Origin of the sequence: Lapidilactobacillus luobeiensis (genome assembly GCF_024345205.1) — a bacterium.
Taxonomy (GTDB): domain Bacteria; phylum Bacillota; class Bacilli; order Lactobacillales; family Lactobacillaceae; genus Lapidilactobacillus; species Lapidilactobacillus luobeiensis.
The window spans coordinates 24989-49436 of the sequence record NZ_BROC01000017.1 but is presented as its reverse complement, the minus strand read 5'-3'; the positions used below and the strand labels follow the sequence as shown (position 1 = coordinate 49436).

The 24448-nt window shown below is 43.3% G+C and carries 19 protein-coding genes; 7 read left to right on the top strand and 12 right to left on the bottom strand.

What is annotated here, in order from left to right; all coding sequences use genetic code 11:
* Window positions 1-85 precede the first annotated feature (85 nt).
* From OCU21_RS07365 to OCU21_RS07330, 8 genes are all read right to left on the bottom strand, one after another.
* Complete coding sequence (locus tag OCU21_RS07365) at window positions 86-685, bottom strand: KwaA family protein (protein ID WP_261806795.1); 600 nt, start codon at window positions 683-685, stop codon at window positions 86-88.
* Between the two features lie 9 nt (window positions 686-694).
* Window positions 695-1669 (bottom strand): Kiwa anti-phage protein KwaB-like domain-containing protein, encoded by a 975-nt coding sequence (locus OCU21_RS07360; protein WP_261806794.1) that lies wholly within the window; start codon window positions 1667-1669, stop codon window positions 695-697.
* Window positions 1670-1683: 14 nt separating this feature from the next.
* Window positions 1684-3525 carry a site-specific DNA-methyltransferase gene (locus tag OCU21_RS07355; protein ID WP_261806793.1) on the bottom strand — a complete coding sequence of 614 codons (1842 nt, stop codon included), beginning with the start codon at window positions 3523-3525 and terminating at the stop codon, window positions 1684-1686.
* Window positions 3509-4258, bottom strand: a complete 750-nt coding sequence (locus OCU21_RS07350; RefSeq protein WP_261806792.1) for a DUF4391 domain-containing protein — start codon at window positions 4256-4258, stop codon at window positions 3509-3511. The genes OCU21_RS07355 and OCU21_RS07350 overlap by 17 nt, the downstream gene beginning before the upstream one ends.
* A gap of 14 nt (window positions 4259-4272) precedes the next feature.
* Window positions 4273-7545 carry a helicase-related protein gene (locus OCU21_RS07345; RefSeq protein ID WP_261806791.1) on the bottom strand — a complete coding sequence of 1091 codons (3273 nt, stop codon included), beginning with the start codon at window positions 7543-7545 and terminating at the stop codon, window positions 4273-4275.
* Between the two features lie 9 nt (window positions 7546-7554).
* On the bottom strand, window positions 7555-7770 hold the full coding sequence (locus OCU21_RS07340) for a helix-turn-helix domain-containing protein (RefSeq protein WP_261806790.1): 216 nt from the start codon (window positions 7768-7770) through the stop codon (window positions 7555-7557).
* Window positions 7771-8342: 572 nt separating this feature from the next.
* Window positions 8343-9191, bottom strand: coding sequence for a DUF8370 family protein (locus OCU21_RS07335; protein ID WP_261806789.1), 849 nt, complete (start codon window positions 9189-9191; stop codon window positions 8343-8345).
* Between the two features lie 568 nt (window positions 9192-9759).
* Window positions 9760-12723: a DEAD/DEAH box helicase gene (locus OCU21_RS07330; protein WP_261806788.1), complete on the bottom strand. Its 2964-nt coding sequence runs from the start codon at window positions 12721-12723 to the stop codon at window positions 9760-9762.
* 330 nt (window positions 12724-13053) lie between these two features.
* Between OCU21_RS07330 and OCU21_RS07325 the strand changes: the two genes are divergently transcribed.
* The 7 genes from OCU21_RS07325 to OCU21_RS07295 all read left to right on the top strand — a co-directional run bounded on the left by OCU21_RS07325 (window position 13054) and on the right by OCU21_RS07295 (window position 19464).
* A complete protein-coding gene (locus OCU21_RS07325; protein ID WP_261806787.1) occupies window positions 13054-13890 on the top strand; it encodes an ABC transporter permease in 837 nt (278 codons plus the stop codon).
* A gap of 26 nt (window positions 13891-13916) precedes the next feature.
* On the top strand, window positions 13917-14900 hold the full coding sequence (locus OCU21_RS07320; RefSeq protein WP_261806786.1) for an ABC transporter ATP-binding protein: 984 nt from the start codon (window positions 13917-13919) through the stop codon (window positions 14898-14900).
* Window positions 14901-15080: 180 nt separating this feature from the next.
* Window positions 15081-16259: an extracellular solute-binding protein gene (locus OCU21_RS07315; RefSeq protein ID WP_261806785.1), complete on the top strand. Its 1179-nt coding sequence runs from the start codon at window positions 15081-15083 to the stop codon at window positions 16257-16259.
* Window positions 16256-17293 (top strand): ABC transporter permease, encoded by a 1038-nt coding sequence (locus OCU21_RS07310; RefSeq protein WP_261806784.1) that lies wholly within the window; start codon window positions 16256-16258, stop codon window positions 17291-17293. Before OCU21_RS07315 ends, OCU21_RS07310 begins: the two co-directional genes overlap by 4 nt.
* A 105-nt stretch (window positions 17294-17398) precedes the next feature.
* Window positions 17399-17845 (top strand): hypothetical protein, encoded by a 447-nt coding sequence (locus tag OCU21_RS07305; protein WP_261806783.1) that lies wholly within the window; start codon window positions 17399-17401, stop codon window positions 17843-17845.
* Complete coding sequence (locus OCU21_RS07300; protein WP_261806782.1) at window positions 17846-18817, top strand: CehA/McbA family metallohydrolase; 972 nt, start codon at window positions 17846-17848, stop codon at window positions 18815-18817.
* Between the two features lie 425 nt (window positions 18818-19242).
* Window positions 19243-19464: a P8 family protein gene (locus OCU21_RS07295; protein ID WP_261806781.1), complete on the top strand. Its 222-nt coding sequence runs from the start codon at window positions 19243-19245 to the stop codon at window positions 19462-19464.
* A gap of 677 nt (window positions 19465-20141) precedes the next feature.
* Here the strand turns inward: OCU21_RS07295 and OCU21_RS07290 are convergent.
* The 4 genes from OCU21_RS07290 to OCU21_RS07275 form a co-directional block, all read right to left on the bottom strand.
* On the bottom strand, window positions 20142-21098 hold the full coding sequence (locus OCU21_RS07290) for a LacI family DNA-binding transcriptional regulator (protein ID WP_261806780.1): 957 nt from the start codon (window positions 21096-21098) through the stop codon (window positions 20142-20144).
* Between the two features lie 206 nt (window positions 21099-21304).
* On the bottom strand, window positions 21305-22126 hold the full coding sequence (locus OCU21_RS07285; protein WP_261806779.1) for a carbohydrate ABC transporter permease: 822 nt from the start codon (window positions 22124-22126) through the stop codon (window positions 21305-21307).
* A 31-nt stretch (window positions 22127-22157) separates the two neighbouring features.
* The gene (locus OCU21_RS07280) at window positions 22158-23051 is read right to left on the bottom strand and encodes a carbohydrate ABC transporter permease (protein WP_261806778.1); all 894 of its coding nucleotides are present in this window, start codon (window positions 23049-23051) and stop codon (window positions 22158-22160) included.
* Window positions 23052-23114: 63 nt separating this feature from the next.
* Window positions 23115-24368, bottom strand: coding sequence for a sugar ABC transporter substrate-binding protein (locus tag OCU21_RS07275; protein WP_261806777.1), 1254 nt, complete (start codon window positions 24366-24368; stop codon window positions 23115-23117).
* Window positions 24369-24448 lie beyond the last annotated feature (80 nt).

The window sequence follows — 24448 nt, the reverse complement described above, 5'->3', positions numbered from 1 at the left end:
TTCGTTCGTTCGTTCGTTCGTTCGTTCGTTCGTTCGTTCGTTCGTTCGTTCGTTCGTTCGTTCGTTCGTTCGTTCGTTCGTCATATTATAGGCCCCGTTTCATTCCTGTCAAGTTGTTCTTCTCTCGTTTCTCTTTAATTGTATACACACCCTCACCGATCCTAAGCATAACAACCAATTCTTGATTGTTCCTGGCCTTTTCCAACTCATCAAACGATAGCTTAGAGATGAGATGATGAGCACCAGGAAGATTATTAACGCCGAATATTTTATAACCCAAAATCCCCAATAATGGGTTCAAAAAGGTTGCACTTGATCCGACATAGATTAATCCGATTACTAAAAACAAGATAGCATTTGTAATAACGGAATTTTTGTCTTCAATTTTCAAGGACAGGAGTGGAGTGATATATGTAATCACATAGTTCATCAATGACTCACTCTCGGGGGAAATTGCCATCTCCTTAGGAAGTTTTTTTGTCTCTGAACCATCGCCCTTTAAAAGAACGAATGAATGAATAATGGAAATTAAAATAAATACTACTAACACAAAAAAATAAGAATAGTTTGATCTTACTTGAAACCAAATATCATTAGAATAATCCAGTTTTCCAAATATCATTAGGCAGTATAACGGAAAGTACGAAGTAATAAAAAACAACCACTTCTGCCAATATCCGTTCATCAACTTACACTACCTCCCTTCATCATAACCAACATGCCCTGATACCTCGGCACGATAATTCCCATCAGAAATAATATTTAGTAACTGCTCTTCTTTGCCAGCTGGAACTGATAACTTCTTCGTCTTTGAATCATATGCTACCGAATCAAATTTCTTGAAATTCTTATAATTCTGGTTTCCAACGATATCATTCACTTTATCAATGTGCACAAAAAAATCATTTAGTCGCGACTCATCATTTCTTAACTTTGTCAGTCTTCTAGCAATTCTTCCGCCATTGGTTACGGTTTTTCCCATATTATCCAAAGACTCTTTTGTGACATGACCAATAAAATTCTCCGATTCTAAAGTTCTTTTTGCTTCTTTTGAGAATAATTTTTTCAGTTCAAACACACGCTCAAATCCTTGGGATCCATGAATCAATATATTTTGTCCACCTATCTCTAGCGTATCAATACGACTGTTTAGACCAACAAATCCGTCCTTCTTTAGTTGCTTAAGCTTGTTATTATTGAAATTGGCAAATATTCCGATTTTTCTCATTTTTGAGATGGAAGAAAAACTACCGATTGCATGATAGATCACACCGTTAATTGAAAACTCTACCATATAATCCGAGAAGCGTTCCTCGGGAACACCTTTACTTGTATGATTTAGTTCCGGTTTATTCGTCAGGGCGCTCACTACTGACCACACACTATCATACTGAGTTGCTAACAACTGCTGATGTGTGTCATTCTTAGTTACTACTGGATCATAATCAGTAATTTCTTTCTCCTGAAAGCGCCGAGAATCATACTGATCCGTAATAATACTAAATATTCTTGTCTTAATATTAGAATCCGCTTCAATTTGATATATTTCTGTCGGATCCGATCGTGTATTTAAAAGATACAGACTAATATTTTGATCAAAAGTATCTTGCTTTACGAACGAATTGAATGTTCGAGACAAATCCTCCAAATTTATCTTCTCAGCAACCACAGTAAACGCCCTTTCTATATGCTTAATATATCATCATAGCCGATACCACCAGCATTTAATATCTCAATCGCATTTAACTTATCCGCGTCACTTTCGAATCCGGTATCCTTAAAGACCACAACAACGTTTTCTAACCCGTCCGCCCTAATAATTTCGATGACTCTTGCAGCTGTTTCTGTTCTGATATTCTCTCCCAGAATAATAAATAATGCGCCAAAAGCTATCTTATAAATTCTGGAAGTTCCACTTACAATCATATTAACGTCTAACGATAAATCGAGCCCCTGTTTCAACATAATCTCATAAACCAAATCAAGGTCCTCTGATCTGTTACTAATGTTATCCAGCTGCATTTCAATCTGTTTATTCAAGTTATCCGAATCTAGATTCCATTCCTTAATATTTGATTCCCCAAGCTCAAACACCTTGAATCCAACATCTATTATTTTCCCACTTTTCGGAGTTGAAGAAAGTATCTTATCACCAGCCAATTTGATTCTATCCTCTGCGATTTGTGGTATTGACCGATAGCCGGCCTCATAGGCTTTGCTGTCTTGCGGCGTCTGCTCTGGCAACTGAACCATAATAAATCTTCTCTCCCCCCCATCATCAGCATTCAACTGCATTGTTGCTTCTGCTGTTGAGGCAGACCCACTAAAGAAATCCAGAATAATCGAATCCTCAGCAGCACCTAATTTAATGATATTCTTCAACAAGGATACTGGCTTAGGAAAGTCGAAGATGCGTTTACCAAATAACGATTCCACTTCCAAACTTGCGCGTTGATTGGAACCGAATTCAAGGCCCCAGAAATCATTAGGTATAGCACCCGTACTTTTTGAAAGGTAAGTTTTACTATATGGTTGTTCATCACCACTAGAAGTCCAATATACTTCATTATTTTTATCCATTTCCTTTAGCTTCTTTTCAGTCACCATCCAAGGCCCGTTTAAAACTTTTCCACCTTTTGTAGTAACCGGGTACAAATGCCGCCCCCTAGTCTTATCCAGCAAAATTCCTCGCCTAAACTTACCCCCAAGACTATCCTCATAACGATATTCCTTAAGCGCTTTATCTGATAGCGGCAAACGTCCAACTTGAACACGTTTATTATTTTTCGCATAAATTAAGATATATTCCTTTACCCTTGCAACCTTACCTATATTTGGTTGATTATCAGTCCTCCGCCATGCAACTTCGAGGATAAAATTATCACCGCCAAATATCTCATCCATAAGCATCCGCAATCTAGAAACCTCAGCGTCATCAATCGAGGCAAAAATAATGCCATCTTCAGTTAGCAAATTCCTCGCTAATCTTAGTCTTGGATACATCATATTTAACCAATCAGTATGATATCGTCCGCTTGTATCAGGATTGACACTAAGACTATTTCCTTCACTATCAACTTGACCAGTTTGCTCCATATAGTTCTTCATTGAGTCATGGAAATTATCTTTGTAGACAAAATCTTTCCCAGTATTATAAGGGGGATCAATGTAAATCATTTTAATGCGATTTGAATATGATTTTTGAAGTGTTTTTAAAACCTCAAGATTATCACCCTCAATATAAATGTTTTGTGTATTATCCCAATCTCTTGACTTATCTTTGTTTGGTCTCAGAGTCGCGGTTGTTGACTGCTGGGCGATTTTTATGGTCTTACGCTTACCATGCCAATTGAAGCTATACTTTTCCGCAGAATCATCGACCGCATCACCCAAAATCAAGCGTAATTTATCGAAATTAATCCTCCCGTCGGCTAAAATCTCTGGAAAAAGATTTTTTAGCTTCTCAATATTTTCCTTCGTTAGGTCGAGGGAGCCTGAGTCCACCTCATTAGTATTCTTTTTCATTATTCTCACTGCCTTCCTTCTCGCTGATTAAATCATTAAATTCATTCTTAACTTTCTGCAACTCTACTTGCATTTCAACTCGGCGATTTATTTGTTTTTCCTTCCCTATCTGTGCTTTCAATCTATCAATCTGAGAACTGAGACTATCCAACAAATCCTTCTTCTCGCTTGTTACCTTACCAAGTTCCTTTCCATATTGATTTTGAGCCAACCGGGTGGTCATTTCATCCCTTAGTCCATCATAAACTGTCTTAAGGCTTTGTTTTGGCATCGACATGAGCGCGGTGCGCTCGATTTCGAACTTAGCCTGTTCATTTGGATACTCAGGAGAAGAGTAAACAGTTATCAACTTTAAATAGTCATCAGCCTGACGTTCAAAACGGCCAGTTATTATTACAAAGCTATCTAGGTTATCAACGATTAAAACGATTGGATATGGGATCAGGCTAGCTAGCAGCTTATAAATCGCATTTGCTTTACCAGTTTCCTTTGTCCTAACATAATAAAACCAAATTTCCGTATAAAGTTCTTGGTCTGATTCATAAGTCGGAATATGGGTGTTACTTGTTTTAAGATTTGCTAACATATAGATACTCTGGACGACATCAGTTAAGAATTGTTTGTCCTTTGCATTTTTCATATGCGCAAATAATTGAGTTTTCGGAAAATTTCGATTAATAATTGTTGCAGAAGGAAAGCCCCACCATCTTATAATGTTCCTCGTCTCTAACATCTGCTTCTGAACTCCTATCTGATAATTAAGAAAGAAATTAACTCGATGTCATCTGGGCTATCTAACACACTTGCGCGGACGTTTGTTCCACCTGGTGTAAACATTGAATCCACACCAATTTCCTCTTGTTCACCCTTAATTGCTTGAATGGCCTGACTTAGAATATCAGAATATACCGACATATCACTACCACCGTTAGTTTCCGCATAAAATTCCTCAACCAACTCCTGATTAACCTCTCTTTTCCCCAAACTTAATTTTTTAAAGAAATCTAAGGTCTGTTTTGCGTACATATAATTAGTCTTAACCGTGCCATCCATTCTCATATAAATAACGATATAAGGTAGAATACTATTCTCTTTTTCTTGACTAGTAACTGATTGCTTCAAAACAAGAATAATTCCGGGATCCGCTTCAGGAAGGTTCACTCTGGATGTAATAGCATACATTCCAAGTGGAGCGGTATTTAGATCCTTCTCGTGATTCTTGAGAGCATTTTGAAGATCGGCTTTAAATTCATTAAAAGTCATATCCGTAATCGAAATAGCGCCATTAAGATCCTCCAGATCAACAACCTCGTTCTGAAGTTGTTGAAGTTGTTTCTTGCGATACTTCAAATCATTCATCTCTTTATTTGTATCTGTATTCAGCATATCTTCTTCACCTGTTGCAGCTGTGTTAAGCATGACCATTCGGCCTTTTACACGCTGTTCCAAGTTTAAATAGGTATCCAGATCCACATTCGGCCAGAAGTTAACGAGTTGAATGTATTTATTGCGTGAGCCAATACGATCAATTCGGCCAAAACGCTGTATCACACGCACCGGATTCCAATGAATATCATAGTTGATTAGGTAGTCAGCATCTTGCAAGTTTTGGCCTTCAGAGATTGTGTCCGTCGCTATTAACAAGTCTATTTCATCGGTTATACCAGAATCTATCTGTGCGCGCCCTTTTGAGATGGGAGAAAAATTAGTTAGAATGTCAGTCATATCATTTATTGAGATGCCCTTCATTGTTGATGCATTTGGAGCTGATCCACCGGTAACCAATGCTGTATTTATGCCATACTCAGCTTTAACGCGCGGTGCAAGATTCTTATACAAATAAGTCGCTGTGTCTGAAAACGCGGAAAAGATAATAACTTTTTGATTGCCAGGATTGATTGGATGATCGTACTTAGCCTTGATCAATTTCTCTAGGTCTTGAAGTTTTGCATCACGGTTCGGTGTTACCTCATGCGTGGCATGTTGTAATGCCTTTAGGATAAATAGATCTTCATCTAAAGCCTGCTTCCACTTGATTAAATCCATATCGCCGATTAGAATTTTTGTCTTTGTGCCAACAGATTGCTCTTCGAGCATCGCGTCCAAATCCTCATCATCCACATCGGTAATGCTGGCCATTTTCACCTGGTTAGTTCTATGCTTTTCAATATCTTGAAGTGCCTCCTCAATCCCATTAGTCATTCGATCTAGTGTTAATCCAAAAGAAGAAATCGAGCTTTCTAACCGCTTAAGAAGGTTAGTCCGAATTAAGCTTGCCAGTGCACGTTCACGATCTACTTGTCTAAATGAAGACTTGCCACCCTTAACTTCGGTATCATACAGCTCTTCGTAATATCGCCTCTTATCAACTCTTACATACTGCAAAGGTTGATACATGGACAGGTTTAAATTCCCAATATCCTCATACACTCGTTGAAGCTCCGGAAAGTTCCCCGCACTATCAATGTCTGATTTAACAGTTATTGGTTTCAGCCGGATTGGGAAGTCTCCAATAGATTTCGTATCATAATATTTTTCAATATGCTTTCTACTTCGGGCAATAGTCAACATATCAAGTAGGCGAAAATAGCCAGGATTAATGCGATCAATAAAGTTTTGAGTAGTGCGTTCTCCTTCCGCAAGTTCCATCCATTCATTAAATGCTCTTTGGGCTAATCTCAATTCAGTATCAATATCGTCAATACCATATTCTGCTAACGCATTCGTGTTCCCCTCAGTAATAAAGCTAATTTGATTACGTAGATCAGCCATCCGATTATTAATCGGCGTTGCTGAAAGCATTAATACTTTTGTTTTCCGCCCTGCCCGAATAATGTCCTCCATTAATCGTTGATAACGGGATTTGGTTCCTCGATTCACACTCGTGTCATTATTGCGGAAGTTGTGCGATTCATCAATTACTACCAAATCAAAGTCAGACCAAAGAAAAGTGTCAAGTTTAATCTCGCCACTCATTCCTTTGTACCTTGAAAGATCGGTATGATTCAGAACGGTATAGTTGAAATAGTCATCAAAGAGAATATTTCTCTTATCTGGGTTTGTATACAACGTCCAGTTCTCTCGCAACCGTTTCGGCGCTAAGACAAGAACTCGCTTTCGCTGCAGCTCATAGTACTTGATCACGGCTAAGGCTGAGAAGGTTTTCCCGAGTCCCACTGAATCCGCAAGAATCGCACCATTGTACTTCTCTAATTTGCGAATGAGACCCATTACGCCATCTTTTTGAAATTGATAAAGTTTGTTCCAGACAACAGAGTCCTTCAGTCCAGATCCTTCTGGCACCGTCTCCTGCTCATCAAGCTCGCTGAGCTTATCATGGAAGATATGGTAAAGCGAAACAAAGTATATCCATTCCGGAGAATTCTCTTGATAGATTGTCTTCACTTTGCCTAATACTTTATCAGTCACTTCCTTAGATCTATGTGGATCCTGCCAAATATCATCAAAATCTTTTTTTAAACCAGCAAGATGATTGGGCTCTCCAATAATACCTGTCATTGAAGAAACATTATTTGAAGAGGTAATGCCCAGCCCATCGGAAGTGAATTTAAACATCGAAGGGACAACAACATTTCTAGAAATATCCCTTGAATTTTCAATCAACAACTCATCTAACGCACTTTGATTATTAGCCAATTGATGAACTTGAACCTTCTCTTCAATCAGCCTTGCAGTTTCTCGCGCAATGAACGCGGCATTCATTTTATTACGCAATTTTATTTCGTATTTATTTCCAGAAATATCTTCATCATCCTGGGCAATCTCATATCGCTTTAGGAACCCAGTTTCTTCCTTTTCAAAGAAAGATTTAGTCAAAATTACTCGCAGCTCTTTTGATTTTCGAATCTCCTTTTGCAAAGCATGAAATGCAAATATCGAAAAGGCCGCGGTTTGAATACTAATTTTAGAGTCTTTAGTAATGGTTTCTTTTAATAAGTTTTCCAGAGTGTTGTCGCCTTTATTATCGATAAGCCTTAGGTCCACGGTATTTTCATCCAACTTTCTACATCATACTATTTTCTTGGTCTTCTCAAGGCTAATAATTTCACTGATGTCTACATCCAATGCCTCTGAGATTCTCACCAACGACTCAAGCGCAACCGGTTCATTCTTACCGAGCTTTGCGATAACATTACTGCTCACACCAGCGCGATTTCTTAGCTGAGTCTTGTTCATTTCTTTGTCGATTAATATCTTCCAAAGTTTCTTATACGTGATGCCCATCCCGCACCTCCTGTCACTCAATAAATAAACGGAGCATATGAGTAGATTATATCACGAAGGGCTGATGGAAAAACGCTATCTATAAACTTATTGTTGAATTGTATCCATCCGAATCGTGTTTAGATACTGATTCGAGGAAGAGCGAGTTCTTAAGAACTTGGTTAACGACATAAATAACGATTCAGCGCTTATCACCACACAGCATTCATCAATATCTAGTTTGTGACAAACAGTCATGCCAAGAGGACTTCTATTCCTAAACCACCCCAAAATCCCACAGCGTCAGAACTCCAGGGATTTGTGCCTGCTAATATTAACCGAGTTTATCTAAGTCGCCTTACTTTTTCTGCCATGAATGTCCGCAAGTGCAGAGCTCATTAATTTGATGTCAGTCTCAATCCCCACTACAACCTACTTTACATAAGTCACCCAATTCTTATCGTGCCGCATATATTCATAAGGCGCATCCACAAAAAAAGAATTATGACAACTAATCCTAAAGACTAATCATCATAATTCTTTCGACTCAAATATTTTCTTAAAAATCACTTATAAAGTTGAAATCTTTAGTATTAAGCAAAAAATTCTAGTCTATCAAGATAATAATCAAACAGTTTCGGATTTCTAATTATTTCTTGGAGAACATATTTTTTTGTCATACCTTTGCCAAGTGGCCTTACCTCTTTTTTCCAAAGCTTCTTTTTCGATATTTTTTCTCCTGCAGCTAACGCTTTAGACTGCAATGATTCAAAAATAACACTTCTAACAAAGGAATCAGCTCTAAAGGGATACGTGTCGACTACACTCTTATTTGGAATGAGAATAATTGGCCTGCCCAGCTCATCAACAGGTAACTCAACCACCTTTGTACACCATTTCTTTGTACTCTCATCAAAATATTCAATTTCTGCTCCTGAAACCATAGGTATATTCTGCTCGGTGCAGATAAACTGTGTGAATTCAACAAGAAAATCACAAATAATATTTGTAATGAGGTCCGACAAACGATCCTCAGCAAAATTAGGCGCGATGATAGTAAAGAATTCAATATGCTTAGACATTGAATCGGTAGAAAGGCCAGCATCCTTAATAACTTTAATTGGGCGAAAAACTGGTTCGAGAATGTCATAGGATGTTCCCTTCCCGTGATAGTCCACTTTACCCCAACCAATTCTTGTGGCATTGACCTCTTTAGGAATACTGAGGAGATCATAGGCACTCGCCAAATCTCCAGATAAATATAATTCAAAGGCATAGGTACAGAAGGATGCAATTCTCTGCTTTGCAGATTGACCGTTAAAGCCAGGAATATTTATCTTACCGATTTTGTTAGGATCGATGAAGTGTTTTTCTTCCTTATCCAAAGACGGATTATAATATTCCTTACCATTGCATCGAAAATACTCATTAAATTTTGCCATTGACAAAATCCTTTCTAAATTTATTAGATTTAAAAAGACATTCAGCCAAAAGTCAATCCTATTTTTCTTACCCAACGTGTGACAAACAATACCGATTTTCTCACTTAAAGTGATATTTTATTATTCAGCGTATTGAAAAGCCACACTTTTAGTGTTAAAGTGAAGACAACGCAGATAGTTTTAACTCTTGGCCGCTGATGATACTGCAATATCATAGTGGTCTTTTTATGTTCTAATTATATCATAAGCAAAACAACTTTGCAACCGCTTTCACTATTTATTTTTTACATAATCGAATATTTTGCCTCGTTCAGAGGTTTCAAGCAGGTCTAATAGGGGGATACTCAGAACGGCTACAGAGTCCTTATATTGGCCCTCAGTTTCCGTTTTGAAGAGTTATTGCTGTATATTGATTCTTTATCGTAAAATTTGCGTGTTTTCTTCGATCGATCTTGCTCATTATTCCGTATATTTTCGCTATTTCCATCTTATCGCTCATTTCCCAAGCGATAAAACCGCACTTATCTCCCGCTTAACCAGTCAATTCCCCGCCCTACCCCGACTCACCTCACACCAGTTCTTGATAAATTTGTCCGGGGATGTCTTCATTGACGGTGAAGTTGGTTTGGATGGGGTTGGCGCCGGTGATGGTGCCGGGTTGGACGGCGCCGAGGTAGTAATAGTTGGTGCTGCGTTTATTTTTGCGAATGAAGAGGAGGATGGCGTCGCGGCTTGCCAGTTCTTGAGCGTATTTATTGCCGCGGTTGTGGGGGCCTTCCCAGTGGAGCTCGTGGCGGTTGATCAGGAAGTCTTGGTACATGGTCAATGGTGAGTAGTCTTGTTCGCTCTTCTCCAGAGTGACGAAGAGGACTTCGCTGTTGCGAGCCTTGATGTTGAGCACGCCGGATGTGTTGACAAAAGTTCGCTCCATCCCGGGCAAATGCGCCATAATTTGGGCGTTGGTATAGGTGCCGTATTTGACGAAGCCGTGCTCATCGACGCCGTCTTCCAAATAATCATGTTGCTGTTTATAGGTAATTAATTCCTGAAGTTCAGCCTGTAAAGCGGCATTCGGTTGTGCAAGAAATTGACGGACTTCCACGAATTTGTCGGTCCCTTTTTTAATTCCTGAGAAAAAAGTGGCATATAAATAGCGATAATCTTGATCCGATAGGCGCGCTGGTTCTGGCTTCAACAACAATTTAAACACATGCTTATTGTTATTGGGCGCGAGGTTCTTGAAGGCGTAGGCATAGTTGGCACTTTGCGCTTGGGGCCCTTGCCGCAGATCAGTTAAGGTGGTGTTCTTGTCCAACAACTCGGTATAAATCTCGGTTGGTGTGACGTCGAGTTTGGCCACCAGATTGGCTAATGTTGGCGCTAGTTCGTAAGAATCCTGAAATTCGCGGACCTCATTTTGGAACCATTTCTTGCCTGTAGCTTGTTGGCGCAAATTTTGGAGGACGGTTTCCTTGGCCACCCGCTCCAATTGCACAACCGATCCGGCAGGAACATAGGGAAAGTCGTTTTCCACCGCTGCCCGCACGGTGCCTTTGCGAATCAGTGCTTTGAACTTGGTCTGGAAATTATACTTTTTATTTTGGCCACCGATAAAGTCGAGGACGGTTAAGAAATCTTTGCCTTCCGCTCGGCGCAAGCCCCGACCTAATTGTTGCAGGAAAATTGTCTTCGACTGGGTTGGCCGCAGGAACAGCACGGTGTTGACCTCAGGGAAATCGACGCCTTCGTTATACATATTCACAGTGAAAACAAAGTTGACCTGCCCACTTTGTAGTGCGCGGCGTACTTCAGCCCGGCGCTCAGATTCGGCGCTGATCAAATAGGTCGCCGGGATGCCGCGCTCTGTAAATTTGGCGGCCATATATTTAGCGTGGTCTTGATCGACACAGAAACCGATCGCTTTAATCTGGTTTGTGGCCAGGCCATAGCGTTCCAGGGCCGCGAAAATCGTGTTTAAGCGATTTTCGTTGGACAGAGCTTGCGAAAGTGCCGGCAAATCATAATCGCCAGCATGAAATTCAATTTGGGCTAAATCGACGCTATCAGAAATTCCGAAATACTGAAACGGCGCCAAATACTCTTGCTCAATCGCGTCAAACAGATTGAGTTCGGCGGAGATTTGTTGGTCGAAATGGCCCAAAATATCGAAGCCATCCATCCGATCTGGTGTCGCAGTCAGACCCAGCAGAATTTGTGGTTGGAGCTGATCCAAGGTTTGCCAATAAGTAGGGGCGCCGGTGTGATGGGCCTCGTCAATAATAATGTAATGATAATAATCCGCCGGAAAATCAGCCACGAGTTTGCGAAAGGTCTGAATCGTCGCGAATACATGGGTCAAACTGGCCGGCTTATTGATGCCATCCAGCAAGCTACCAAAGTTTTGATCCTGCAACACTTGGCGGAAAGTCGCCAAAGCTTGCTGCGTAATTTCAACGGTATGGGCAATAAACAGCAGTTTAGCCTGCGGGTTATCCCGAAAAAACCGCTTGAAGTCCAGCGCCGCGACAATCGTTTTGCCCGTGCCGGTGGCCATTACCACCAGATTGCGGTTCACCCCATTTTTGCGCTTATTCGACAATTCATCGAGAATTTTCTGCTGATAAGGATAGGGCTTAATGTCGAAATAAGCCAGGGGCAAAGCCGTTCCGGGCGTTAGCTGAGCCGTCCCCAATTCCTGATCCAAGCGGGGGAAATCTTGTTGTGGATCATAACGCTCAAAATCCGACGAATTCCAAAACAAGTCAAACTCACTAATGAGTTGCTTGTACAATTCAGGCAAGCGCGCGTTGGTGACTTTAACATTCCATTCTCGGCCGGAAGTCAGCGCCGCATTGGAGATATTAGACGAGCCAATATAAGCCGTGGAAAAGCCGGTCGCCCGTTGGAAAATATAAGTTTTAGCATGTAAACGAATCGCCTTCGTATCGTAGGAAACCTTCACCTGCGTATTGGGCAGTTGCGCCAGGCGCTGAATGGCCTTGGCGTCGGAGGCCCCCATGTAAGTGGTCGTCAAAATCCGGAGTTGTCCCCCGTTTTCCGTAAAGGTCTTCAAGCTTTCATAAATGGTGTTAATTCCGCCAACTTTGATAAACGACACGATCAAATCAATCTCATTACTGGAGCGGATTTCTTTATTAAATTCGCTGGCCAAACTAGGAAAATTCTTCGAGCTCCGACCAGTAAACAGCGTCGGTTCCACTAATTTTGTTTCTGGCACAATTTGCGCCGCAGTCTTTTGCGCGCGAATTTCTGTGAGCAGCAATTCTTCATCCTTTGTAGTGGACAAGGATCCATCTGCCCGCAACAATTCAACCAACCGATTAAAATCGGGAATCTGCTCCGCCGTTTTCTCATCAAGAAAATGGGCCAAAGCCAAGCGTTTCAATTGATCCGCCAAATAAAACGGCAATTCACTGTCGTCTACCTTGGCCCGAGTGACGTCATCCGTTAACGTCTGCAAAATTGTCGCTAAGCGCTGATCAATCAAACGCTCATAAAGCCCTTTTTCCATCTTGCCAACCACCTAAACTTCTTGATCTTAATAGAACCATTATATCATTCTACTCCTTGATAAATGACAACTTCTGCGCGATTAGTCCTTCACACTGCCCTCTTACGCAGGAGGGGCTTTTCTTCCCCAAATTCTCGGGAAAAACAGTCGCTCTCGCGGCAGCGATTTACAGCAAATTTACCTAATGTTTACAATTACTTTACGTTGATTGCTTAATATTATAAACAGTTTTCAGAAAGGAGGGCACGGCTGGCGCGCCAGTCGTTTGAGTTTAGCCACCGGGTGGTTGATTGTGTGACCAAATTCAGTTTTTGTATTGGGGAGGAACTTATGAAGCACCTAAGTCCCAGGCGGATTTTTTATACTTTCGGAAAGAAATACGTGATTGATTCGTTGATTTTCATTGTTTTCTTTCTATTCTTTTTCGGGCCATTGTTGAACACGGCCATGCTGATCTTCGCCGAGCGTTATCAGGCGCCGCATTTGCTGCCGACGCGCTTTGGTTTGCAGTGGTGGCGCTACATTCTGGGTCAGCCGGAATTACTGCAAGTGATGTTGAACTCGTTGTTGATTGCCTTGATCGCCACCTCGATTTCCTTGATGATCTGCCTGCCCGCAGCTTATGCGGTGGCGCGTTTACAATTTAAGGGGAAAAGTTTCTTTCTTTTTTCATTCTTGTTGACCAACGCTTTCCCTAAAATCGGGCTGTATACGGCGATCGGCATTTTGTTTTATCGGTTTCATTTGATGGGAACGTTGACGGGCGTGGTGATCATCCACGTTTTGAACATGTTACTTTTCATGATCTGGATTCCTTCGGGCGCTTTTCAGAAAATCCGGATCCAACAAGAAGAAGCGGCGCGGGATGTGGGCGCGGGGCCGTTACGGACGTTCCTGTCGATCACCATGCCGATCGCGCTCCCGGGAATCGCGGTGGCAGCAATGTTCTCATTTCTGGGGTCGTTGGAAGAGGCGCAGGGCACACTTTTAGTTGGCTTTCCCGAAGTCAAAACCATGGCGACCTCGATGTACGGCATGATTTTAGACTATCCACCGATGGCCGGCGCGGTTTTCTCCGTGTTGTTGCTGATTCCCACGGTGATCATCTTGCTCGTTTGTCGCAAACTATTTGGAAAGGGGATCCTCTCTGGCGGCATCATGATGTAATTTTCAGCTGCCAGTGAACCACGAATATGACAGAAATCAAAGTAAGAATCAATCACATTTCCAAAGTTTATGAAAACGGTGATGGCATCCACGACATTGATTTGGAAATCAGAAATGGCGAGATCTTGACGCTGCTGGGACCATCCGGCTGTGGCAAAAGCACGATCCTCCGCTGTCTGGGCGGCTTTCAAGGCGTTGATTCTGGCCACATTCTGATCGACGGCCAGGACGTGACCGAGTTGCCGGCGAACAAACGGCCGACCAGCATGGTTTTCCAAAGTTACAATTTATGGGACCACATGACTGTTTATGAAAACTTAGCGTTCGGCCTGAAACTGCGGAAAATGGCGAAAAGTAAGATCCGTGAAAAGATCACCGCCATGTTGCAACTTTTGCGGATGCCGGAAGTAGTTAAGAAATATCCCAGCCAACTTTCTGGCGGGCAACAACAGCGGATCGCCATCGGCCGTTCGCTCTTGCTAGAGCCTTCCGTTTTGCTGCTGGACGAACCATATTCCGCTTTGGACGCGAAAATTCGCCAACAAATGCGGGAGGAATTGAAACGGATCCAGCGGGAAACCGGCGTGACCGTGGCCTTTGTCACTCACGACCAAGAAGAGGCGATGGCGTTGTCCGACCGCATCGTGGTCATGGACAAGGGCAGCATCGCCCAGATCGACACACCGCAAAACATCTATGAAAATCCAATCAATCGTTACACGGCTTCTTTCATCGGGGAAATGAATTTTCTCGATCAAGGCATGGATGTGCAGGCATTTCGCCCTGAAGACGCGACGCTATCTGCGGATCAAGGTGATTTCTTGGCCCAGATCGAACACGTCAGCAGCGCCGGTCATTACGGCATCATCACCTTGACCTATCAGGAACAACCGTTGAAAGTTTTCGTCGACAAGGTGGCGCTGGCCCAATATCAGCCGCGCCAACAAGTCTACGTCACCGTTAACAAGGCCAAGACTTATGGCGCGCCGGCCCTAACTGCGGGGAAATAAGCGGCGACGACTACGATGGCCGCCCACACTGTTTTCAGGAAAAGCAGGACTACAACTGACCGTGTTTACAGAAAAAGCTTTGATAATAACAGTTTTTACCAGCCAGCAAATTTGGCAAGCAATCACTTTTAACAACAAAACAGACGGAACATTTTAGCAAACATCAGGGGGAGAATTATTTTGAAAAAGAAATGGTATCAATGGTTAGCCGTAGGTGCGGCCGCGCTTTGCTTGACGGGAGCGTTAACGGGATGCGCCAATAAGGCGTCCGCGGAGAAAACGAAGAAGGCGGCAGGTCCGTCGACGGTAACGTTGTGGGCCGGCGGTTCTGACAACGTGCGAGAAAGCATGGAAGCAATCGTGACAGCTTTCAACAAGAGTGAAAACGGCAAGAAATATAAAATGAAATTGGAATTCATCATGTCCGGCGGTGGCGCGCAAAGCTTGTCCAGTCGCCTGTTGGCCGCGAAGAAAACCAATCAGAAAAACACCAAGTATGATCTGATTTTAATGTCTGACGGGAGCTTTTCATCCTATGTCAAAGAAGGCGGCAAGGACTTTTTCACGGCTTACAAGGAAAGCAACGTGCCTAACGCGAAGAACGTGATCACCAAGGTTTCTGATGGTAAAGGCGTAATCATGCCATACCGGGGCACAACCGTGGTGCTGGCTTACGATTCAAAACGGGTACCCAAGCCACCGAAAACCACCCAAGAACTTTACACTTGGATCAAGTCGCACCCTGGACGTTTCGCTTACAACACTCCAGGTTCTGGCGGTTCTGGTAGTTCTTTCGTGCAATCTTCGCTGTACAACTTTTTGCCGGAGAAGGCGTTGTCTGATTCAGATCCGAAATGGCAGAAAGAATGGAACAAGGGCTTTGATCTGTTGAAAGAATTGCATCCTTACTTGTACAAATCTGGCGGAAAAGTGGTTTATCCGAACAAGAACCAGGGCACCTTGGATCTGTTGGCCAATGGCGAGGTGGACATGATTCCCGCTTGGGCTGACATGACCATCACTAATTTGGCCAACGGCGGCTTGCCTGAAACCGTGAAATTGACCCAGTTGGCGCCTGCTTTCACCGGCGACGTGGACTGCTTGGCGATTCCTAGCGTCGGCTCGAACCCTGAAGGCGCCCAGGCAGTGATGAATTTCATGATCAGCAAGGAAGGCCAACAAATCCTTTTGGACAAAATGGCGGCGATTCCAGTTGTGGATAGTAGCACCTTGAACTCGGAAAACTCCAAACGCTTGGCGGGCTTGGACATTGACCACTTCCGGATCATCAGTATCGGCGACTTAGGTAGCGAACTGACCGCGCAATGGGATCGGCAAATCGGGACGTTGGCCAAATGAACGACGGCCTGAATGACGACCTCAACGATCAAATCAATGGCAGTCTAGCAGACAATCTCAAGACGGAGCTGGAGCAAAATCTGCGCCATGAGAGCCCCATCCTGGCAATCACCGCCAAGGACAGCAGCGATTCTATCAGCGAACCCGATCAAATCAGTCAAACCAGTTCGGCCAGCCAAATTTCGGCCCACCGGCGTTTCTTCAAGCTTTGGGGGCGGCGTTGTCTGCCTTATCTACTGACGCTGCCCGCGTTTTTGCTGGTGATGGGCTTCATTGTTTATCCGATCGGTAACACGTTTTTGCGGAGCTTCCGCGACAGCAAGACCCAACAGTTCACTTGGGACAATTATCGTTACTTCTTCATTGATCCACTGCAACGGGATAATTTCGCCTTCACCTTGCGGATCGTGGTGGCCACGGTGGCGCTGGCGATGGTGCTAGGCTACGGCTTGGCGCTGTATCTGCATTTCAGTCCCAGCTGGGTCAGTCGCTGGTTGCGTTCCTTGACCGTGGTGCCGCGGTTCATTCCCGGCTTGGTGGCGACCTATTCGCTGATCATGGTGATCCGCGACGCCGGCGTGCTCAATCGGCTCAGTCGGCTCTGGGGCGGTAATTTCAAGCCCGGGCTGATGTATCACGAATCGGGGATCATTCTGATGAATCTGTGGTACAACATCCCCTTCGTCACCTTGATCATGTTGGCCAGTTTAAGCGCCTTGAAGCCGGCCAGCATCGAGGCGGCGACAGATATTGGCGCTGGCAAACTACTGATTTTGGTCAAAGTGGTTCTACCCAACACCTTCAAGGAAATCCTGATCGCCACCACGTTTATTTTCATGGGGAATGTGGGCTCGTTCACCACCCCTTTCTTGATTGGCGGCAATCATCCCAAAATGTTGGGCATCGCCTTGTTCGACCAATTCAACAATTATGTTAATTACGAACGGACCGCCGCGTTATCGGTGATCATGTTCCTGATCTGCTCATTATCTGCATCTTTTTATATCGTGAACAATCTGCGGCAACGGCAATAATCCCGCCCACGATCGCGCAAGTCCTGCCCGCAGAAAATGGTCGTGAAGTGCTTGCGGGCCGAACCTGTATCAAAAACCGAGGCACAAATGAAAAGAGGGAAAAAGATGACTTTGATTCTAGCGCAACAATGGCGTTTAAGTCCGCAAGACGAGCGGCGTCAGCTCAAAGTTCCTTTTGTTTTAACCGAATCTTATCAGAAATTGCGCCTTACCTTCAGCTACACCCCCAGCCAAGTGGCCCCCGCCGAAGCTTTGCCGGTGATCACGGCGGCCCTGCCCACGGCGTTTACCGCCACGGAAAGGGCCAAGCTCCAAGCGGCGGATTTCCTGCCCTTGGACAATCTGATCACGGTCTCGCTAGCTTGCGGGGCCGATTATCTCGGCTGTTACCATAACAAAAGCGCCACGCAACAACTGTGGCTAACCTGCGATCAGTCTTCTTGGGGGCTACTTCCCCACGAGATCGCGGCGGGCCCTTGGGAAGTCCAGTTAAGCACCCATTGCCTGCGCTCCCACTTGGTTGAAGTCAACTTGCGGATCGAGGCGATTTAGATGAGTGACTACTATTTGACCGAATTGCACGCCCACACGAAACACAGCGATGGCCACTTCGCCACCGCCGAATTACTGGCTAAGGCTCAAGCGTTCGGTTACGAGATCCTGGCGATCACCGACCACAACACCAGCGCCGCCTTACACGACTGTCAAAAATTAACGGCAACCACTGACCTGGTGATTTTGCCGGGTATGGAATGGACCACTTTTTACGGACATTTATTGGTTTGGGGGGCGCGAGAATTCATCGATTGGCGTCCGGTGACTCCGGCTACGATCGATGCTGCGTTACGTCAGCTCAAGGCGGTCGGCGGAATCACCGGTTGCGCCCATCCTTATGCCGTGGGTAGCCCGCTTTGTACCGGTTGTCGTTGGGATTTTCCCGTCCATGATCAACAATTATTGGATTTCGTTGAAGTTTGGAACGGCGCCGCGCCGGACCAGAGTCGCCGCAGTCAGCAAGCCTACCAACTGTGGCTGACCCGTTTGGCGGCGGGCCAGCGAGTCGCCGCCAGCGCCGGTCGCGATTGGCACGACGATGAGCCCGCCACCAAGAACACGGCGTTGTTATACCTCGGTTGTCAGGAACGCACCACCAGCAACGCCCTGCGTAATTTGGCCCAAGGCAATTTTTACTTGAGCCTGGGTCCACGCTTGACCCTAGCCCTGACCCAGAATGGCCAAACCTACGAAATGGGCGCCACCTTGGCCACCGGTCCCGCCTTGGTCCAGCTGACGTTTCAAGCGACCACCCAAGCCAAAATGCGCCAATTCGGCTTTGTCGCGCAACGGGTCCGGATTTTCCAAAACGAGACCGTTAGCTGTGACATTCCTTGGCCCCCAGATACACCGCTGGAACTGCCTGTCCTCCTAAAAGTCGGCTACCTGCGCGTGGAACTCTGGGGAACCGCCCGGGGGCAAACTCAGCAACAACTGCTGGTGCTGGCCAATCCTTTCTATGTGCGCTGACAACCCGGATACAAATCACCAAGCTATGAAAACAGCTCCGAGTGTAGTCAACTTCGAGTCGTTCGATTCAAACGGTTGGCTTCAAGTAGTCAACTTCAAGCAGGCGGCTTCGAGTAGTCAGCTTTAGTCAGCTCCACGTAGTCAGCTTCGAGCGGCCAACTTCAGACAGTCGGCTCCACACAGACGGCGGTTAACGCGGTCTTGTCCACCAGCTCACGACCAGCGAATTTTTCATCAAGTCTAAGCGAGATGAGAACCTGGCTGCCAACCTATCCAGTCAACTTTTTTCAAAGAGATTTTCGCGGCGTGGCCCTAGTGCCACGCCGTTTCTCTGGAAAGCGCCACGAAAAACGCAAGGCGTTTTTCACGCCATTTTACGTCAGGCGCCCTATAATGAAAGTGAACAAAAATAGGAGGTATTCATGATGGCTGATTACAAACAAACTGAACCAGAAGTTTTAAATCTGCGGATGAATGAGGTATTCGATTGGAGCGAGGACAAAGATGTCATTCGCGACGCCATTTGGGACCATATCATGGAAGCAAATGATCGTGACACAATCAAGACTGAAGAGGCCATGAAGCCAATGCTGGACATGACCGACGCCCAAATCAAAGACTATGTTGAGAAGAATTTGAAAAAATAGTCAGAGTGCTGAGCGCAACGGGTTGCTTTTGAGCACGACTAGCGATTTGTTGCAGATTGGCTCTAGACAATCTGTGACAAATTGCGTATCGGCGCAGAAAGCAGTTGCGCGCAGCACGTTTCAAAATCAGAGTGCGAAGAGGTGCGGTTAGACCGTGAGCATTAATTTATCTGATTGACTAAGCTGCGCAGCAGATTGGGCAAGCAGATACTTTAAGGCGCAGCGGTCTGCACCTCGTAGCACGTTTCAAATCAGAATGCAGAGCGACCCGGGTTGCTTCTGAGCATTAGCCTAGCAATTGTTTTGGAGGCTGGTCTTAGCCTCCGGAACAATCGCGTAGCTAAGCGGAAGAAGCTGGGGCGCTCAGCACGTTTTGATATCACTTTTCACTACTAAAAAACCGCGACTTCTTAAAGAAATGCGGTTTTTTTGTACTATAATATTCAAAAACGATGATGTTAGTGGCCTAGGAAATCAAAGCACCCAATATTTGATTCTATGTAACTATTCATCAAATAACAGACCCTATATTTGCCATTTAACTGGGTATTTATGCGTCAACAACAAGGATAGTCCGAATATTAGGAGATTCTCCGATCTCCTGATGAAAGGGGCTATTTGATTCTGGGACTTAGCCTAATCAATCGAGATCTAGACAATTATTTTGATGATATGGTCTACGATTCCCGTGAAATCAAATTCACGGACAGTATGTCTGAGTCCAATTCTTGATTTTTATTCTTGAGTAATTGAATCAGCTTTTCCATCGCTAACCGTCCCCATTCCGATTTAGAATAATTAATCGTGGTCAATTTTGGTGCGATATATTCACCTAACAAATCGTTATCAAAACCAATTAAGTGAAGTTGTGCATGTGCAAATCGGTCTTTCGAAATACTATCCAAAAAACCTACTGCCATTTCATCATTAAATGAAAAAACACCTAAATTCGGTACTATTGAGGTCGCGTGATCTAAACCAATTCTTTTCCCACTCTCGATCGTAAAGTCGCCTTGAACGATTTGAAATGGCACTGTTTGGTGATCTTCCATAACTTGCAGTGATATTTTCAACCGTTCATTGCTATCAAACGAATCACTTGGTCCCGTTATAAATAGTAAGGACTGAGCCTTCATATTCAACAGATACTCGATCGCCAACTCAGCCCCTCGACCATTATCAATGCGAATGTTACTAATATTGGCTCCCACGATCGTTCGATCCATGCAGATGATTTTAGCGCCGGCTTTAGCATACCGCTCTAATTCACTAGTTGGAAAGGAAACGTCCAAAATAATCGCAGCAGCAACCAAACCACGGGGAATGAAAGAATGTGTGTTTTCCCCAACACAAACGATTACCTCGTAACCATGCTTATTGGCCACTTGCCGAATACCTTCAACAATATCAGCATAAAAATAGCCCCCAAAATCATGGAAATATATACCAATCAGATTATTTTGTTTATGCTTCAACATCTTTCCAGCAATATTAGGCTGGTAGCCCATTTCGCTCGCTTTTTTTTTAATCCTTTGTCGCGTTTTAAGTGGTATTTTGGGATTATCATTCATTGCATATGAAACTGTCGAAATGGAAACCCCTAGTTCTGCTGCTAGATCCTTTATTCCAACCAATTTGGTCACTCCATTTGCTATTCAAAATAAGACTGGTTCAAGACGAAGATGTCTTGTTTCCCAGTCTTATTATTGTCTTTTTCAGAAGAATACTATTATCCATCAATCGCCCTAATTATCGAGTCAACTACCATGGTATTATTATACCAAAGATTTCACTATTTTTTCAAATTCTTAAAAAAATCACATATTAGATTCTTTTCTCACTACTTCATCCCAGAGACATTAAATCCTTGCAAAATATATTTTTGGAACATCATAAAGATTATAATGATCGGGACGACCATAAATGTAGATCCGGCCATTTGTAAGGCATAGTTTGAAGCGTATTGTCCTTTTAATAACGAAAGTCCGACGGAAAGAGTATAGTACTTATCGTCATTTGCCATGATCAATGGCCACAAGAATGAATTCCAACCGGCGATAAAAGTAAGGATCCCCTGAACCGCTAAAATCGGTTTGCAGATTGGAATCACGATATGCCAAAATATAAACCATTCACTGGCGCCGTCTAATCTAGCAGCCTCTAGAATTTCTGTCGAAATGGTACTAATAAACTGTCTGAATAGGAAAATACCAAACGCACCAACTAATCCCGGCAAAATAATCCCGGCCATTGTATTAGTGAGGCCAAGAGAATTCATGATCAAGTAAACGGGGATCATCGTTACTTGCCCAGGAATCATCATCGTCGCAAGTACGATAAAGAACAGAAAGTTTTTTCCTTTAAACTTAAATTTAGCAAAACCATAGGCAGCCATTGCATTCAAAAACATTCCAAAAAAGCTGAACAGGACAATGATCAAAGTATTCTTAAGATATTGTGCAAAGTTAAAACTCGTAAATAATTTATTGAAGTTATCCCAAGTAAAATGCTTGGGGAAAACGGTAGGTGGTATTGTGAATAACTCAGATTCCGTTTTAAACGAAGAAAGGATCATCCAAACCAAAGGTAAGATAAAGATCAATCCTAAAATTGCTAAAATCACGCCAACTATCCATTTTTGACCAACTGTTTTTTCTTTCATTATTCAACACTTCCTCACTTGATTAACGCGATTATAGCTCGGTCTCTTCTTGTTTCCGCTGAATCCTAAATTGTAATAAGGTCACCAAAATAATGATAACAAACAAGACGAATGATCCTGCGGCAGCATAACCAAATTTACTTAGTTGGAAACCATTTCTATAGATAAACAGGGCCAAAGAAGTGGTGCTATCTAATGGTCCGCCCTGCGTCATAACAAATGGCTCTTCAAAGAATTGGATCCAACCGATCAATGTCGTGACTGAAACGAAGAAGGTCGCAAATTTAAGCATTGGGATCGTAATGTGGAATAGTCGCTGACGGGCATTGGCACCGTCCAATTCCGCTGCCTCATAATAGGCTTTGGGAATTCCTTGAAGTGCAGCCAGAAAAATAATCATGTTGACCCCGATCGCCCGCCAAAGCGCCAGCAAAATCAAAGATATTTTAGCCACGATCGGATCTTGTAGCCAAGGGACTGGTTGCAAGCCAATTAACTTCAGTAAATAATTGAATAATCCAAATTGCGGATTATATAGATAGGCCCAAACTACCGCGACCGCCACAACGTTAGTAATTGACGGTGAATAAAAAACTAGACGAAAGAAACTAAAGACTTTATTCTGCCCAAAGTTGATGAGCAGTGCCAAGCCTAACGAACAAACAATAACCAGTGGAACACCAATAATTACATAAAAAACCGTATTTCCTAGTGCTTTAACAAATATTGGATCCTGAAACACCTTAACATAGTTTGCGACACCAACAAATTTAATCAACGAGAAATCTGCTAGTCCATTTAAACTCATATCCGTAAAACTAATAACAAAGGCAATTAGGATCGGGATAATAGAAAACATTAACAACAGAAGGATTGCTGGTGAGACAAACAAGTATGGTGCACGTTTATTAAAAAACTTTGTCATTTCTTGTACCTCCTCAAACAGAAAAAGCGATTGCAGGACATTGCCCACAACCACTTTCTGTCCCTAGTTTGATTGCAAAGTTGTTTTCGCCTCATCATTGAATGTGTTCATTTCTGTTTTTACATCGGCATTACCAACAGCGATACTCTCAAAGTGTTTCAAATATGACTGTGCTAACTCTTCGAACTTTGGTGTTTCTGGCATTGGCATTGCAGTTTTGATTTGTTTACCAACAACGCTCAGATAAGGATCCTTTGCTAATGAATCATCTTTCCAAGCTGACTTAAGCGCAGGTAAATCATTAGAAAGCTTCATAAATTTAAGTTGATTCTTCTTTGTTGACATGAAATCAATAAACTTAGCCGCATTATTCTTATTCTTACCATATTTCCAAATAGTCAAATCTGATCCGCCTAAGCTAGAAATGTTGTTTTTGGAACCCTTTGGTAATTCAGCAACAGCCCATTTACCATCGATCCCTTTAGCTGTATCTTTAACAGCGGTAATCATCCATGGGCCACTAATAAACATTGGCACGATAGGATCATCGCCTGTAAAGGTTTGTGAAACATCCATACCTAAATCAGCTTTAGGTGCGTAGCCCTTCTGGATAAACTCTGACAAGTAGGAAACCGCTTCTGTAAATGGTGCCTTATTGAATTGTGGATCTTTAAAATCGTTAGTGATCAATTTTGAGCCATTTTGACGAGCGAACATGAAGCCCAATGATTGCTCTTTCATATCGATCGTAATTCCATACTTATCCTTACCGCGTGCACTTAATTTCTTCGCGGCATCTTTCAGTTCATTCCAAGTTTGAGGAGCTTGATCGTATCCGACGCTCTTGAGCGTATCGGTCCGATAAAATAATACACGCGTCTCACTGACCCAAGGAGTCCCATAAAATTTGCCATCATATTTGGTTGTACGAACGGCTCCAGGTAGGAAATTTTCAGATTTTAGATTATTGTATTTATCTGTATAGGCACTCATATCTTCAAGTGCGCCAGCTTTTTGAAATTCAGGCATCCAGGTAGTACCAAGTTGAACGACATCAGGACCACCCTTAGAAGCAACTGCGGTTAGTAATTTGTCATGCGCGTTGCTCCAAGGAAGTGCTTGTACTTTAACTTTTATTCCGGTTTCTTTGGTGAAAGCTTTCGCCATTGTTGGCATTACTTTTGCCTCATCACCCATAGCCCATACATTTAACGTTTTTGATTCGGAACCTGATGAGCTTGCTTTCTTGCCACAGCCTGATAGCAAGATCCCTAATACAGCAACACTGACCAGCGATAATAGTACGCTTTTCTTCATGATGAATGCCCTCCACAGAACTTAAATTATTTTATGGTGAAACGTTTCTACAAACATGATTATACACTTTCTGTTAGCGT